The sequence below is a fragment of the Tsukamurella ocularis genome (assembly GCF_024807615.1).
Taxonomy (GTDB): Bacteria; Actinomycetota; Actinomycetes; order Mycobacteriales; family Mycobacteriaceae; genus Tsukamurella; species Tsukamurella ocularis.
Genome location: NZ_JANUCJ010000001.1, coordinates 894,610 through 909,853, shown reverse-complemented (window position 1 = coordinate 909,853; position 15,244 = coordinate 894,610). Strand labels below are relative to the sequence as shown.

At 69.3% G+C, this 15,244-nt stretch carries 10 protein-coding genes and 1 pseudogene; 4 read left to right on the top strand and 7 right to left on the bottom strand.

Annotated features, from left to right (window positions below; all coding sequences use genetic code 11):
• Positions 1-25: 25 nt before the first annotated feature.
• The gene (locus HNP44_RS04540; RefSeq protein WP_259141256.1) at positions 26-2,092 is read right to left on the bottom strand and encodes a PhoX family protein; all 2,067 of its coding nucleotides are present in this window, start codon (positions 2,090-2,092) and stop codon (positions 26-28) included.
• A 212-nt stretch (positions 2,093-2,304) separates the two neighbouring features.
• A complete protein-coding gene (locus tag HNP44_RS04535) occupies positions 2,305-3,180 on the bottom strand; it encodes an LLM class flavin-dependent oxidoreductase (protein ID WP_259141257.1) in 876 nt (291 codons plus the stop codon).
• Between the two features lie 126 nt (positions 3,181-3,306).
• Between HNP44_RS04535 and HNP44_RS04530 the strand changes: the two genes are divergently transcribed.
• The gene (locus HNP44_RS04530; protein WP_259141258.1) at positions 3,307-5,286 is read left to right on the top strand and encodes an OPT family oligopeptide transporter; all 1,980 of its coding nucleotides are present in this window, start codon (positions 3,307-3,309) and stop codon (positions 5,284-5,286) included.
• Positions 5,287-5,500: 214 nt separating this feature from the next.
• On the opposite strand, the gene HNP44_RS04525 is transcribed toward HNP44_RS04530, so the two are convergent.
• The 4 genes from HNP44_RS04525 to HNP44_RS04510 form a co-directional block, all read right to left on the bottom strand.
• Positions 5,501-6,610, bottom strand: coding sequence for a DUF475 domain-containing protein (locus HNP44_RS04525; protein WP_259141259.1), 1,110 nt, complete (start codon positions 6,608-6,610; stop codon positions 5,501-5,503).
• Between the two features lie 80 nt (positions 6,611-6,690).
• Complete coding sequence (locus tag HNP44_RS04520) at positions 6,691-7,440, bottom strand: DUF1542 domain-containing protein (protein WP_259141260.1); 750 nt, start codon at positions 7,438-7,440, stop codon at positions 6,691-6,693.
• Positions 7,441-7,605: 165 nt separating this feature from the next.
• Positions 7,606-8,703 carry an inositol-3-phosphate synthase gene (locus HNP44_RS04515; protein WP_259141261.1) on the bottom strand — a complete coding sequence of 366 codons (1,098 nt, stop codon included), beginning with the start codon at positions 8,701-8,703 and terminating at the stop codon, positions 7,606-7,608.
• Positions 8,704-8,714: 11 nt separating this feature from the next.
• Entirely contained in the window at positions 8,715-9,251 is a 537-nt protein-coding gene (locus tag HNP44_RS04510; RefSeq protein WP_068526204.1) for a PadR family transcriptional regulator, read from the bottom strand.
• Positions 9,252-9,480: 229 nt separating this feature from the next.
• On the opposite strand from HNP44_RS04510, the gene HNP44_RS04505 reads away from it, so the two are divergent.
• The 3 genes from HNP44_RS04505 to HNP44_RS04495 all read left to right on the top strand — a co-directional run bounded on the left by HNP44_RS04505 (position 9,481) and on the right by HNP44_RS04495 (position 14,352).
• Positions 9,481-9,879, top strand: coding sequence for a DUF5318 domain-containing protein (locus tag HNP44_RS04505; RefSeq protein WP_259141262.1), 399 nt, complete (start codon positions 9,481-9,483; stop codon positions 9,877-9,879).
• Between the two features lie 64 nt (positions 9,880-9,943).
• Positions 9,944-12,673 carry a transglycosylase domain-containing protein gene (locus tag HNP44_RS04500; RefSeq protein WP_259141263.1) on the top strand — a complete coding sequence of 910 codons (2,730 nt, stop codon included), beginning with the start codon at positions 9,944-9,946 and terminating at the stop codon, positions 12,671-12,673.
• The gene (locus HNP44_RS04495; RefSeq protein ID WP_374758730.1) at positions 12,670-14,352 is read left to right on the top strand and encodes a glycosyltransferase family 87 protein; all 1,683 of its coding nucleotides are present in this window, start codon (positions 12,670-12,672) and stop codon (positions 14,350-14,352) included. Before HNP44_RS04500 ends, HNP44_RS04495 begins: the two co-directional genes overlap by 4 nt.
• A gap of 149 nt (positions 14,353-14,501) precedes the next feature.
• On the opposite strand, the pseudogene HNP44_RS04490 reads toward HNP44_RS04495, so the two are convergent.
• Positions 14,502-15,071 (bottom strand): annotated as a pseudogene (locus tag HNP44_RS04490) (hypothetical protein); the annotation flags it as partial.
• Positions 15,072-15,244: the final 173 nt, after the last annotated feature.

The following is a 15,244-nucleotide window of genomic DNA, read 5'->3' as shown; positions in this document are numbered from 1 at the left end:
ACCGTCGGACCGGAGGAGCAGGGGATTACGACCCGATGTTCCCCGACTTCTTCCACACCGCGACCACCGACGGGCGGGGCTGGCTGGAGCCGCCGTCAGGCCAGTGCGAGGTGGGCTTGTCGGCGGTGGCGTCGTCCGTCTCGCCCGGGTGCTGCACGGCGACCAGCACGCGGTTGTCGCGCACGACGGGGCCGCAGGTCTCGGCTCCGAAGGGCACCGTGAGGAACTGCTTGGTCAGGCCACGGTCCTTGCCCTCCAGGACGACGCCGAACAGGCCGTCGTTGCTGTCGAAGGTGGCGTTGGTGCCGTCCGTCGAGATCCACAGATTGCCGTGGGAGTCGAAGGTGACGTTGTCGGGGCAGCTGATCCGCGAGACCTTGGTCTTGTCGAAGCCGCCGTAGTAGGTGTCGGCGGCGGCAGGGTCACCGCACACCAGCAGCAGGTCCCAGGAGAAATCGGTGCCCGTGTGGTTATCGGTGATCTCAAGCAGCTGGCCGCTCTTGTTCTTCACGCGCGGGTTCGGCGTGTCGATGCCGGCCTTGCCCTCGGTACCGCGATCGCTGTTGTTGGTCAGCGCGCAGTAGATCTTGCCGGTCTTGGGATTCGGCTCGATGTCCTCGGGGCGGTCCATCTTTGTGGCGCCCACCTTGTCGCCCGCGACGCGGGTCCACAGTGCAACGTTCTCGGCCGGCATGCCGTCGACGTGCGACTCGGCGCTGCCGTCGGCCTTGGTGGTGAGCAGCGGGATCCACTTGCCGGTGCCCTTGTAGCCGCCCTCGGGGACCTTGCCGTTCTCGACCTGCTGGCCCTCGAACTTGGCGACGTAGAGCGTGCCCTCGTCCAGGATCCGCATGTTCGACTCCATGGCTGCGGCGCCCTTGCCCGGCTGGATCTTCCGCGAGCTGACGAACTTGTAGATGTACTCGAACTTCGAGTCGTCGCCGCAATAGGTGACGACCTCGCCCGTGGGCGTGACGTAGATGTTGCCGCCCTCGCGCTTCATCCGCCCCAGGGCCGAGTGCTTGATCGGCGTCGACTTCGGGTCGTGCGGGTTGACCTCGACGAGATAGCCGAAGCGGTTGATCTCGTTGGGCTCCTTGGACAGGTCGAACCGGGTCTCGTACTTCATCCAGTGGTGGGCGTCCTCGTCCTTGCCCACGCCGTAACGCTTCCAGCCCTCGGCGAGGCCGGGCAGCGGCGGCTTGTCGGTGCCGGAGAAGTAGTTGGTGTAGTTCTCCTCGCCGGAGATCATGGTGCCCCATGGCGTGATGCCGCCCGAGCAGTTGGCGATGGTGCCCAGCACGCGGGTGCCGGTGGGGTCCGCGGCGGTGCGGGTGAAGAAGGTGCCGGCAGCGGGGCCGCGCAGCTCGAACTCCGTCGACGCGGTGATGCGCCGGTTGTACTCGCCCAGAACGGGAGTCAGCTTGCCCGAGCCCGGCTCGCCCTTGACCTCGACCACGGAGATGCCGTGCGCGGCCATCTCGACCCGCACCTGGTTCTCGGTGGGATCGCCCTCCTTGTAGCCCTTGAACATCGCGGTGCCGGTCGTGTACTCCTGGTTGCACACCATGAGAAAGGTGTCCGGCTTGCCATCCACGGGGATCAGATCCGTGAAGTCGTTGTTGAAGCCGAACTGCTGCGCCTGCGCCTCGGGGGTCTGCTTGTCGAAGTCGAACTGCGGCGCGCCGGGGATCACCGGATCGCCCCAGCGGATCACCACGGCCTGCTCGTATCCCTCGGGAACTGTCACGGCGTCGGCCTTGTTCGGGGTGATGGCGTTGAAGTTCAGGCCGGGGGCGTTCACGTTCTCCGCCGGTGCGCCGTTCCCCGCCGCCGCGCTCGAGGAGGCGCCCGCGCCACTGGAACCGTTGTCGCCGCAGGCCGCGAGGACGGTGACCGCGCCCGCACCCAGCGCCGCCACGCCGGCGCCGCGGAGCACGGTGCGCCGGGTGATGTCGCCGAAGTACTCGTTGTCGGACTGGTTGTCGTGCTCGCGGAAGCACTGGTTGCCGCACTTGTACTTGCAGGTCGTGTGCGAGCGGGCCGACTTACCGTCGTGATCGGTGAGCAGGCGCAGGTTGGGCAGGCGCATGGGGTCTCCCTGTGGCTGAGCTGGGCTGATCGGGCTGGCTGGGCTGAATCCCCGCCACAGTAGGAGGGCAACGTGATCAGTAGGGAAAGCTCGGGTAAACGGAGGACAAGTGAGGCGGCGCCGCGCTCGGGCGTACTCGTGCGCACACCGGGCGGCCACGCGCACGCGGTGCGTGCGCTCGGCCGCGCCGGGTGCGCGGAGGGCTGGGGAGGTCAGCTCAGATGGCGCTCTGCGAAGGCGTCCAGGGCTGCCTCGGTGCCCTCGTAGGGCTCGCCGTCGCGGGGCCAGTGCAGGATCACGTCGGTGAAGCCGAGCTCGGCGGCGCGGCCCACGGCGTCGTCGGCGGCGCCGGATGAGCTCAGGGAGTAGGTGCCGCCCGAGTCGATCGACAGGTAGCGGTCGACGGTGCCCCGGTCGCGTCCCGCCGCGTCCAGCGCGTCGTCGAGTCGCTGGGACAGCCCGGCGACGCGGGACCACCAGGCGTCGCCGCCGTCACCGTCGGGACCGGTGGTGACCCAGCCCTGCCCGAGCTCCGCGACGAGCCGCAGCCCCTTGGGGCCGTTGGCCGCGAGCACGAAGGGCATGCGCGGGTTCTGCGCGGGCTCACCGACCATGCGCGCGTCGACGGCACGGTACCGCGGACCGTCGAAGGAGAGGGGCCCGTCCTGCTCGAACCGGAGCAGGACGTCGAGATCGCGGGTGAACTCCACGAAGCGCTCGTGCCGCTCGCGTGGGGAGAGCTCGGGCTGCCCGAGGACGAAGGCATCGAAACCGGTGCCGCCGGAGCCGATCCCCAGGAGGAAGCGGCCGCCGGCGATCTCGTCGACGCCGGCCAGGTCCTTCGCGAACGGGACGGGATGCCGGAAGTTGGGCGAGGTGACGAAGGTGCCCAGCCGGATCCGCTCGGTCGCGGTGGCCGCAGCGGTGAGGAGCGGGACCGTCGCTCCCCAGGGCTGATCGGCGAGGGTGCGCCAGGACAGGTGGTCGTAGGTCCAGGCGTGATCGAACCCGAGCTCCTCCGCCTTGCGCCAGCGCCGGCGCGCCTCGGGCCACGGGTACTGGGGCAGGATCACCACTCCGAATCGCACTCGTCCACCCTACGACTCGTGACCGCGACGCACGACCTCGCGCGTTCGAGTCGTACGATCGCGTGCTTGGACCTAGGGTTTTCACGTTCGGCCGAACCGGCCACGTCCTTGAGAAGGGATACATCCATGTCCACACCGGTACCCGCCGCGCCGAAATCCGGCGTCCGCGAGTTCACGACCCGCGCCGTCCTCCTCGGCGGCCTGATCACGCTCGTCTTCACCGCCGCCAATGCGTACCTGGGCCTGAAGGTCGGCCTGACCTTCGCCACGTCGATCCCGGCGGCCGTGATCTCGATGGCGTTGCTGCGCTACTTCGCGAACCACTCCATCATCGAGAACAACATCGTGCAGACGATCGCGTCGGCCGCGGGCACCCTCTCGGCCATTGTCTTCATCCTGCCGGGCCTCGTGATGATCGGTTGGTGGGCGAACTTCCCGTACTGGACCACCACCCTGGTCTGCCTGATCGGCGGCGTGCTCGGCGTCATGTACTCCATCCCGCTGCGCCGCGCCCTGGTCACGGGCTCCGACCTGCCCTTCCCCGAGGGAGTCGCGGCGGCCGAGGTACTCAAGGTGGGCGACACCGCCGAAGGCGCCAGCGAGAGCAAGCGCGGCCTGGGTCTCATCGTGCTCGGCTCGCTGGCCTCCGCGGGCTACGCGCTGCTCGCCAAGATGAAGCTCGTCGCCGAGGGCCTGTCGACGACCCTGCGGATCGGTAACGGCGGCACCCTGTTCGTGCCGGGCCTGTCCTTCGCCCTCATCGGCGTCGGCCACCTGGTGGGCGTCACCGTCGGCTTCGCGATGATCGTCGGCCTCGTCATCTCCTACTTCGTGCTGCTCCCGATGTGGACCGCGGGCGACCTGCCGGATACCGGCAGCATCACCAAGGTCATCTCGACCGCGTTCAGCACCGAGGTCCGGCTCATCGGCGCCGGCGCGATCGCCATCGCCGCCGTGTGGACTCTGATCAAGATCCTCGGCCCGGTGCTGCGCGGCATCGCCGACTCGATCGCCTCGTCCCGCAAGCGCCGCGACGGCGAGCTCGTCGATATCACCGAGCGCGACATGCCCTTCCCGTACGTGGCGGGCATCGTGATCGCCTCCCTGGTGCCGATCGGCGTGCTCCTGTGGACGTTCACCACCGGCACCGGACTCGAGGGCCAGGCCGGCGGCATCATCACGCTGAGCATCGTCTACATCCTGGTCCTCGGCCTCGTGGTCGCGTCCGTCTGCGGCTACATGGCCGGCCTCATCGGCGCGTCCAACAGCCCCGTCTCCGGCGTCGGCATCCTCGTCGTGCTGTCCGCGGCGCTGCTGATCCGCGCGGTCTGGGGACCGTCGGAGGGCGATACCGCCACTGCGCTCATCGCATACACGCTTTTCACCGCGGCGATCATCTTCAGCATCGCCACCATCTCCAACGACAACCTGCAGGACCTCAAGACGGGTCAACTCGTCGGGGCGACGCCGTGGAAGCAGCAGGTGGCGCTCGTGATCGGTGTGGCCTTCGGCTCCGCCATCATCCCGCCGGTACTCGACCTGCTGCAGAGCGGCTTCGGCTTCGTCGGCGCCCCCGGCGCGGGCGAGAACGCCCTTGCCGCGCCGCAGGCCTCGCTGCTGGCGAGCCTGTCGAAGGGCGTCTTCGGCGGTGACCTCGACTGGGGCCTCATCGGCCTTGGCGCGATCATCGGTGCCGTCGTCATCCTGATCGACGAGGTGCTCTCCCGCAGTTCGAAGTTCCGGCTGCCGCCGCTGGCCGTGGGCATGGGCATGTACCTGCCGATGAGCGTCACCCTGATGATCCCGGTCGGCGCCGTGCTCGGTTACTTCTACAACCGCTGGGCGGACGGCTCCGCCACCGGCGAAGTGGCCGAGGGGCGCAAGCGCCTCGGCACGCTGCTCGCCACCGGCCTCATCGTGGGTGAGTCACTGTTCGGCGTGATCTACGCAGGCATCGTCGTCGCCACCGACAAGGACGAGCCACTGGCGCTGCCGTTCATCGGTGAGAGCTGGCTGCACTGGGGCGAGGCGCTGGGCGTCGTGCTGTTCGCGGCGATCTGTGTCGCGCTGTACGCCCGCACCAAGAAGGTCGCTGCGGCGACCTGATCCGCACGGCTAGCTACATGGTCGAGGAGAAGCGCGCGAAGAAATCGGCGGAGAGCGCAGCGGACGGCGAGTTCGCCCCGTCGCTCTCGTGCTCGCGCCATTCTTCGCGATCAGGACGGGACGGCGGCGGGGGCGGGGCCTGTGGACAGCCGCCGGAATAGCGGTGCTGGTCGTTCTCGCGACGATGATCATCGGGTCGTCGCTGGTGGTGGATTCACCCCGGTGAAGCAACTCCGTCGGGAAGCCCTGCCCGCCGACGGTTACGGATGACGCTGGAGACGAGTGCGGCCGCGATGAGGACGACGCCGATGAGCCCTGTGACCAGCTCGGGGACCGGAGTGTGAATCGAGTACAGCAGAATGGCGGCCAGCGCGCCGATGGCCCAGTGCGCGCCGTGTTCGAGGTACACGTATTCGGAGAGCGTGCCCTTTTCCACGAGGTACACGGTGAGTGAGCGGACGAACATCGCGCCGATGAAGCCGAGGCCGAGGGCGATGATGATCGGGTCCGCGGTGATGGCGAACGCGCCGATCACGCCGTCGAAGGAGAACGACGCGTCGAGCACCTCGAGGTAGAGGAACAGGAAGAAGCCAGCCTTACCGGTGGCCTTCGCCAGCTCCGACGGGCCGGATCGCGAAAGCTCAGCCTCCTCCTCGAGCTCCTCGACGTGGAAGAACTCGCCGAGGCCGTTCACCACCATGTAGGCGACGAGGCCGAGGAGGCCCGCGAGGAAGACGGTCCGCGATTCTTCGATGGTGTGGGCCGCCCACACACCTGTCGCGAGTAGTGCGGCCAACGCCACGATGATCGAGAGGCGATTGAGCTGGCCGATGCGCTGGAGAGGTTTCTCGATCCAGGTGAGCCAGGTGATCTCGCGCTCGGGATCGAAAATGAAGTCCAGGAACAGCATCAGGAGGAACATGCCGCCGAACGCCGCGATCTGCGGGTGCGCGGCGGTGATCAGAGTCTCGTAGCTCGCGCGACCGTCCGGGAAGGAGGCCGCACCGTCGGCCGGCGGGTTCAGCGCCAGATCGAGTGCATCCTTTGGGTTGAGGCCGGCGGTGATCCACACGATCGCGAGCGGGAACACCAGTCGCATGCCCACGACCGCGATGAGGATGCCAACGGTGAGGAACATGCGCACCCAGAAGCGGCTCATCCGTTGCAGCACGGTCGCGTTGATGACGGCGTTGTCGAAGGACAGGCTGATCTCGAGGACGCCGAGGATCAACGTCAGGACCAGCGCCTCCGGACCGCCGTAGAGGAACGCTGCCACGAGCGCGGCGATCGTGATCGCGAAGGACAGTCCGAAGATGCGGAACACGTCGGCGAACTATACCGGCAACTCAGTCAACCGTTCAGGACGACGGCAATGCCTCGGATGACGGCCTCGCGGTCAGCGGCCTAGAAACCGCCGAAGTCGCCCCCGCCGAAGTCACCTCCGCCGAAGTCCCCGAAGCCGCCGCCGTCGTATCCGCCCGCGTCGGACCCGAAGTCCCCGCCGACGTCGGAGGCACCGTCGACCCCCGGATCGGCGAGGACGGCCGGCCCGACCCCGGCCATCCCGACGAACATCGAGCTGAACAGCAGGTAGCTGCCCACGCCCCAGGCGCCGGCGACGAGCGCCGGCTTCCACCACGGCTCGCTGTACCAGCCGGCGGGCACCGGGCGTCCGGCCACCGTGCCGCCCGGGTAGTAGTTCGGGGTGCGGTCGGACGGCGACGGCGAGGCCGCGAGCGCGCGACCGTCGACGTCGACCGTCCGGTCCTCGGTGACGGAGCCGGCGGTGCGCTGGCCGTCGAGCTCGGGGATCGGCGGGCCCGGGTCCAGGTCCATCGCCACCCGGGCGGCCCGCGCGTAGTAGAGGCCCTCGAGCGCGGTCTGCTTGGCGAGCCGGGCCTGCGCGGGCGTGTTCGCGCCCCCGACCTGGGCGCCTGCCGCGGTGTATCGCTCGCCCGCGTCGGCGAGGGCCTGCCGGGCGGCGTCGTTCGCGCCGACGAGGTTGTTCACCTGGCCGGCCAGCCGGTCGATGGCGGCGCGGGCGTCGGCCTGCGCGTCGGAGAGCGCGGTCGTGCGATTCCGGTTGCCGCGGATCACGAGCACCACGATGAGCGCGACGACGGCGACGGCGATGAGGATCAGCACGGGGTCCATGACCCGACGGTACCGAGATCGACCGCCGCGAGGCTGACGAGAAGCTGAGCGATTCGGACTTTTCGCCCAGGGTGGAATGTGTCCTCCCGGGGGTACGACAAGGGCCCGCCACCCCACGGGTGACGGGCCCTACGACGGAGGCCGGACGTGCCGGCCGGACGGGGACTAGTCCGCGCCGATGATGAACTCCTCGAGCTGCTTACGCGCGATGTCGTCGGCGATCTGCTCGGGCGGGGACTTCATCAGGTACGCCGAGGCGGGGATCACGGGGCCGCCGATGCCGCGGTCCTTGGCGATCTTCGCGGCGCGCACGGCATCGATGATGATGCCGGCCGAGTTGGGGGAGTCCCAGACCTCGAGCTTGTACTCCAGATTCAGCGGCACGTCGCCGAAGGCGCGGCCCTCGAGGCGCACGTACGCCCACTTGCGGTCGTCGAGCCACTCGACGTAGTCCGACGGGCCGATGTGCACGTTCTTGTCGTGCACCTTGCCCGAGAGCGGGCCGGTGAGGTTCGACGTCACGGCCTGGGTCTTGGAGACCTTCTTCGACTCGAGGCGGTCGCGCTCGAGCATGTTCTTGAAGTCCATGTTGCCGCCGACGTTGAGCTGGTACGTGCGGTCCAGCGTGACGCCGCGGTCCTCGAACAGCTTCGCCATCACGCGGTGGGTGATGGTGGCGCCGACCTGGCTCTTGATGTCGTCGCCGACGATCGGGACGCCCGCGTCCCGGAACTTCGCTGCCCACTCCGGGTCGGAGGCGATGAACACGGGCAGCGCGTTCACGAAGGCCACGCCCGCGTCGATGGCGCACTGCGCGTAGAACTTGTCGGCCTCCTCGGAGCCCACGGGCAGGTAGGAGACGAGGACGTCGACCTCGTTGTCCTTGAGCGCCTGCACGACGTCGACACCCTCGCCCGGCGCCTCCTCGATGGTCAGGCGGTAGTACTTGCCCAGGCCGTCGAGGGTGTGGCCGCGCTGCACGGTGACGCCGGTGGGCGGCACGTCGGCGATCTTGATGGTGTTGTTCTCGGAGGCGTTGATGGCCTCCGCGAGGTCGAAGCCGACCTTCTTGCCGTCCACGTCGAACGCGGCGACGAACTCGACGTCGCGCACGTGGTACTGGCCGAACTTCACGTGCATGAGTCCCGGCACGGTGGCGTCGTCGGCCACGTCCTTGTAGTAGTGCACGCCCTGCACGAGCGACGAGGCGCAGTTGCCCACGCCGACAATCGCGACGCGCACCTTGGTGGAGTTGTCAGTCACCGTTGTTCCCTTCAGTCGGTGTCGGTCTTCGCGTCGGAGCGGGATTCGGCGGCGATCAACTCGTTGAGCCACCGCACCTCGCGCTCCGTCGTTTCCAGTCCCAGCTCGTGCAACTGCCGCGTGTACGTCTCGCTGGTCCCGCCGGCCGCAAGGGCCCGACGGAGTTCCTCACGCCGCTCCTCGACCTGCCGGCGGCGACCCTCGAGGATGCGCAGCCGAGCCTGGGCCGGAGTGGCGGTGAAGAAGGCGAGATGCACGCCGAACCCGTCGTCCGTGTAGTTCTGCGGACCGGTGTCGGCGACCAGGGCGGAGAACCGCTCCTTGCCGGCCGGGGTCAGTCCGTAGACACGGCGCGCGCGGCGCTTCGACGGGCCCGGTCCGTCCTCCTCGGCGATGTACCCGGCATCCTGCGCGCGGCGCAGGGCGGGGTACAGCGATCCGTAGGAGAACGCGCGGAACGGGCCCAGCAGTTCCGTCAGCCGCTTGCGGATCTCGTAGCCGTGCATGGGGGAGTCGTGCAGGAGTCCCAGAACTGCGAGTTCGAGCACTACTGCCTCCTTCCGTGCGCGGTGTCGAGCGGCTGACGCGAGTGGATCTATCTCATCAATCGATCGGCAGTTGTATCGCGCCGATATATAGAACGATACCTCAGAGGTGAACCGGCGATGAACGACAGGCGGCGCGCAGCGACGTCCGGGGCTCGCGACCGGGGCGGACGGTCCCGGGCGGTATGCCCTTGTCGCGGCGTCTCCCGGCCCGGACACGTACATTGGATCCGTGCGGACGCAGAGGCAAACGGTGGACTACGCGCTGCAGCGGCGATCGCTGCTCGCGTCGGTCAACGCCGGGCGCACCGCCGTCAAGGCGGTGTGCGACGCCGATCCGTACCTCTTGCGTGCGGCCAAGTTCCACGGCCGGCCGTCCGAGGTGCGCTGCCCGATCTGCCGCAAGGAGCAGCTGACCCTGGTGTCCTGGGTGTTCGGCGAATCCCTCGGCGACGCCTCTGGCTCGGCCCGCACGGACGCCGAGCTCAGCGAGATGGAATCCACACGGGTGGAATTCTCCGTGCATGTCGTGGAAGTGTGCAGGTCGTGCAACTGGAATCATCTGGTGCAGTCGTACGTGGCGGGCCTCCCGCCGCGACCGCGACGCAAGCGCCGCGCGGCCCCCGGCTGAGCGAGCGACGGCCGGACCGGCACGAAACGTACGAGACGACGATGAGACGAGCGGAGAACCAGCGGTGACGAACCCGGGTGGCAAGGACGAGCGGAACGGGGCGGCCGGAGGGCCGCCGCGGCCCGGAGGCCCCACCCCGCCGGTTCCGCCGCGACCCGCTCCGCCGCAGGCGGCGCCCACCACGCAGTTCCCGGTGGTCCCGCCGAGCGGCAAGGACGCCCCGACGCCGCCCGCCGCCCCGGGAGCGGGTTCCGCGCCCGGCGCGGGCCGCACACCGTCGAGCCCGGCCCCGTCGGGCCCGAGCGAGCCGCGTACCGCCTACCAGCCGCTCTCCGGCCGTCCCGTCGACGGCGCCGAGCTCGCGGCGGAGGCCGACCGCGGCGCTCCGTCGCGCCCCGCCGCTCCGGCCGAACAGCCCGTCGTGATCCGCAAGTCGGCCCCGGCCGCCGCCACTACTGGTGGCGAGGGACCGGGTGGCGACGGACCGGGTGGTGACGGCCCCGGTGGTGACGGCCCGGGCGGCGGTGACGGCGACGGCCCCGACGAGCCGGATGACGGCGACCATGACGACTCCGACAAGAAGGGACTGCGAGCGCTCGTGAGCGGTTCACTGTTCCGACGCGTCCTGACCGGCGGCGTGGCCGCGGTCGCGCTGATCCTGGTGGTCGCGCTGCTGGCCTTCCTCGTCGGCTACTGGCGCACCGATGTGCCGCAGCCGGGCGAGATCCAGACCAATCAGGTCGCGACCATCGTCATGAAGGACGGCACCACCCCCATCGCGCGCGTCGTGCCGCCCGAGGGCAACCGCGAGATCCTGCCCGCGCAGGACATCCCCGAGGTCATGAAGAACGCGATCATGGCCGCGGAGGACCGCGATTTCGCGACCAACCCGGGCTTCTCCCTCAAGGGCTTCGCACGGGCCGTGTGGAAGCGCATTCCGGGCGTCGCCGGCGACGGTGAGGACGCGGGCGGCGGCTCCACGATCACGCAGCAGTACGTGAAGAACGCGCTGGTGGGCGACGAATCGTCACTGACGCGCAAGTGGAAGGAGCTCATCATCTCCACGAAGATGTCGAACTCCTGGTCCAAGGACGACATCATGTCGGCGTACCTGAACACCATCTACTTCGGGCGCGGGGCGTACGGCATCCAGGCGGCGTCGAAGGCCTATTTCAACGTCAATGCCAAGGACCTCAAGGCCGAGCAGGCCGCGCTCCTCGCCGGTCTTGTCCGCGGGCCGTCGCTGTACGAGCCCACGACCCACTTGGCCGATGCCACCGGCCGCTGGAACTACGTACTCGACGGCATGGTCGACATGAAGACGCTCGACCCCGCGCAGCGCGCCCAGCTGCAGTTCCCGAAGACCATCGCCCCGGGGCGCGGTGCCGGCGACGACCTGTCCGCGGGCCCGAACGGTCTCATCAAGACGCAGGTGCTGCGAGAGCTCAAGGACGCCGGCATCGACGAGTCCACGCTCAGCACGCAGGGCCTGAAGATCACCACGACGATCGACGCGCAGGCGCAGGCCGCAGCCGTGAAGGCCGCAGCGAACATGACGGAGAACCAGCCGAAGGACCTGCGTACGGCGATCGTCTCCGTCGACCCGAAGACGGGCGGCGTCCTCGCCTACTACGGCGGTAGCGACGGTAACGGCTACGACCGCGTCCAGGCCGGCCTCCAGACGGGCTCGTCGTTCAAGGTCTTCGCGTTGGTCGCGGGACTGGAGCAGGGGATCGGCCTCTCCCGCGTCTACTCCTCCTCGCCGTTCAAGGCCCAGGGCGTCACCGTCAACAACTCCGACGGCGAGTCCTGCGGCAGCTGCAACCTGGCGACCGCCATGAAGATGTCGCTGAACACGGTCTACTACCGCCTCATGATGGACCTGAACAACCAGGCCCAGGACGTCGCCGACGCGGCGCACAAGGCGGGCGTCGCCGAGAGTTTCGGCGACATCAAGAAGACGCTGCAGCAGACCGACGGCAGCGGCGTCGAGGGTGGCGTCGTCCTCGGCCAGTACCAGAGCCGCCCCATCGACATGGCGTCCGCGTACGCGACCTTCGCCGCCGAGGGGATCTACCGTGCGCCGCACCTGATCACCAAGGTCACCACCGCCGACGGCCGCACGCTGCTGGACCGCCAGAACGATCCGGGTGAGCGTCGTTTCAGCAAGGACGTCGCCAACAACGTGACCGCCGCGCTCCAGCCCATCGCCTCGTACTCCAACGGCAACGGGTTGGCGGGCGGCCGCGCCTCGGCTGCCAAGACCGGCACCGCCCAGTACCAGGACACGGGCCAGAACAAGGACGCCTGGATGGTGGGATACACCCCGTCGATCTCCACCGCTGTGTGGGTCGGCAACGACAAGGGCGGCCCGATCACCAACGGCTGGGGCGGTCCCATCTACGGCTCCGGAGTCCCGTCGACCATCTGGAAGCAGACGATGGACGGCGCCCTCTCGGACACCGACTACGAGTCCTTCCCGACCCCCGGCATGATCGGCGGCCAGGCGGGCGTCCCGGTGGAGACCCGGGTGCGGACCTCGTCGACGGGATCGGCGTCGGCATCGGCGTCGGCGGACGAGACCGGGTCGGCGACCCGCACGGTGCCGGGCCTGCCCGGCGTGCCGCTGCCGACCTTCCCGTGGGACCCCCCGACGACGCAGCCCGGCGGCAACCCGACGAACCCCGGTGGGCAGACCACGCGGCCCCGGCCGGGCGCCGGGAACGGTAACGGGACGGTCCCCGGCAACGGCGGCCGCACGGTGGCACCGCGGGTGACGAACCCGGTGCCGTGACGGAACCCCGCGCAGCGGCTCCCGAGGCGGACGACGACCGTCTCCACGTCAGCCCGGGCCCGTTCGACCCGGCCACGGTCATCGAGCCCGACCGCGACGTGCCCAGTCGCACGGACGCCGTCGCGCGGGATTTCTCGACGGTGCTCGGCGGCCCGGTGGGCGCGCACGCGCTCGTCGGCTTCCAGCGATTCTTCACGCCGCTGCGCCTGATCCTGCTGGTGGCGGTCCTCTTCCTCGCCCTGGGCTGGACCACCAAGGCCGGCTGCCTGCAGCAGAAGTCCGACGGTGGGCAGCTGGTGCTGGACTGGTCGGGCAACCGGCCGTACGCCGCGATGTGCTATTCGGACACGGTGCCGCTGTACGGCGCCGAGCGCCTCAACGAGGGCCTGATGCCCTACGTGACGCAGTTCTTCGATACCGATCCCACGGGCGCCCGGCAGGAGCGCTACATGGAGTACCCGGTGCTCACGGGCATGTACCAGTACGTGTCGATGAAGGTCGCCAAGGTGTGGGTGACTCTGCATGAGAAGTGGGGCGTGCCCGCGGCGATCGAGGTGGTGCTGTTCTTCACCGTCGCGGCCGTCGGGTTGGCGATGTTCTGGCTGATCGCGGTGTGGGCCACCACGCGCTTAGCGGGCGGCGTGGCGTCCCCGTCGCGCCCCGCCGCGCGACGTCCGTGGGACGCGATGCTGATGGCGGCGTCGCCGCTGGTGATCGTGCACGCCTTCACCAACTTCGACGCGATCGCCGTGGCCGCGATGGCCGTCGGGATGCTGCTGTGGTCACGCGAGAGGCATGCCTGGGCCGGCCTGGTCCTGGGGCTGGGCACCGCAGCGAAGCTCTACCCCGCCTTCCTGCTGATCGTGCTGTTCTTCCTGTGCCTGCGCGCGGGCCGGCTGCGCCCCTGGATCACGGCGACCGCGGTGGCGCTCGCGACGTGGATCGCGGTGAACCTCCCGATCCTGGTCGCCGCCCCGCGCGGCTGGTGGGAGTTCTTCCACCGCAACTCGACTCGCGCGGTCGACATGGACTCCATCTACGCCGTGATGAGCTCCTTCACCGGCGGCTGGGTGTTCGGTGGCCAGGGCCCGCGCGGCGGTGCCTCGTCGCTGGCGAACGCGATCACGCTGGTGCTCTTCCTCGCGGTGATCGCCGGCGTCGGCTACCTCGCGCTCAAGGCCCCGCGGCGACCGCGTGTCGCGCAGCTCGCCTTCCTGCTGGTGGCCGGCTTCCTGCTGGTGAACAAGGTGTGGAGCCCGCAGTACTCGCTGTGGCTGGTGCCGCTGGCGGTGCTTGCGATCCCGCACGCTCGGATCCTGCTCGCCTGGATGACCATCGACGCCCTCGTCTGGGTGCCGCGGATGATGTACTTCCTCGGCATGCAGAACAAGGGCCTGCCGGAGCAGGCCTTCACGGCCACCGTCCTGCTGCGCGACCTCGCCGTGATCGGGCTGTGCGCGCTGGTGATCCGGCAGATCTACCGGCCCGACGAGGACCTCGTCCGGTCGACGTTCCCGGGCCCGTACTCGCCTCCGCTCGACGATCCCGCGGGCGGCGTGCTCGACGGTGCGCCCGACTCCCCCTCGCTGCGCAGCCGCAGCGCGCAGCGCGGCAGGTACCAGATGAAGACGACGAGCAGCGCGGCCCTGCCCCAGACTCCGATCCAGACGCCCCACTGAACCCACCAGGTGATGGGCAGGTGCGCTGCGTGCTCGGAGAAGTAGTTCCACACCGTGAGCTCGAGGCTCAGGTCGAACAGCAGGTACGCCGCGATGAGCCGCCAGTCGACCTTGAGCAGGATGAAGAAGGGCAGCAGCCACAGCACGTACTGCGGCGAGTGCACCTTGTGGAAGAGCATGAACGCGGCCAGGATCGCGCCGCTCACGCCGAGCCAGGGGTACACGCCGGTGCGCCGGAAGCGCACCCAGCCGTACACCAGCAGCGCCGCGATGGAGATCGCGATGAGCAGCGGTGAGACGGAGGAGACGAAGGCGTCGTAGTCCTTCGGGTCGTCGAAGGCCTTGAGCACGCCCCAGTACCAGATCGAGTTGGTCGACAGGTCTGCTGTGCGCAGCTCCTGGAACTTCAGCGAGGCCCGCCAGCCCTCGAAGCCGAAGACCATGAAGGGCACGTTGATCGCGACGGCGACCACCAGGGCCGTCGCCGCCGTGGCGACGGCGCCCGTCCAATCGAGCAGGCGCCAGTCGACGCGGGCGCGCCGCCCGGGGCCGTCGGGCAGGGCGACCGTGCCCGACCTGCCGTGCGTGAGCACGTACAGCACCAGCGGCGCGACGAACAGGCCCGGATAGATCTTGAGGTCGAAGCCCACGGCGAGTACCGCGGCCGTGGCGATGGCGGGGATCCGGATCGACCCGCCGGTTCTGTCGGCCCAGGCCATGATGCCGAAACCGACGGTCGCCGCGGCGACCACCGGTAGCTCCATGTTGTGGAAGGCATAGAGCGCGAGCGGCGGCCCCACGGCCCACAGCGCGGCGGTGCGGCCCGAGACCTTGGCGAGCACCCAACCGGTGAGCATCCCGAACGGGGCCAGCAGTAACGCCATGTGCAGCA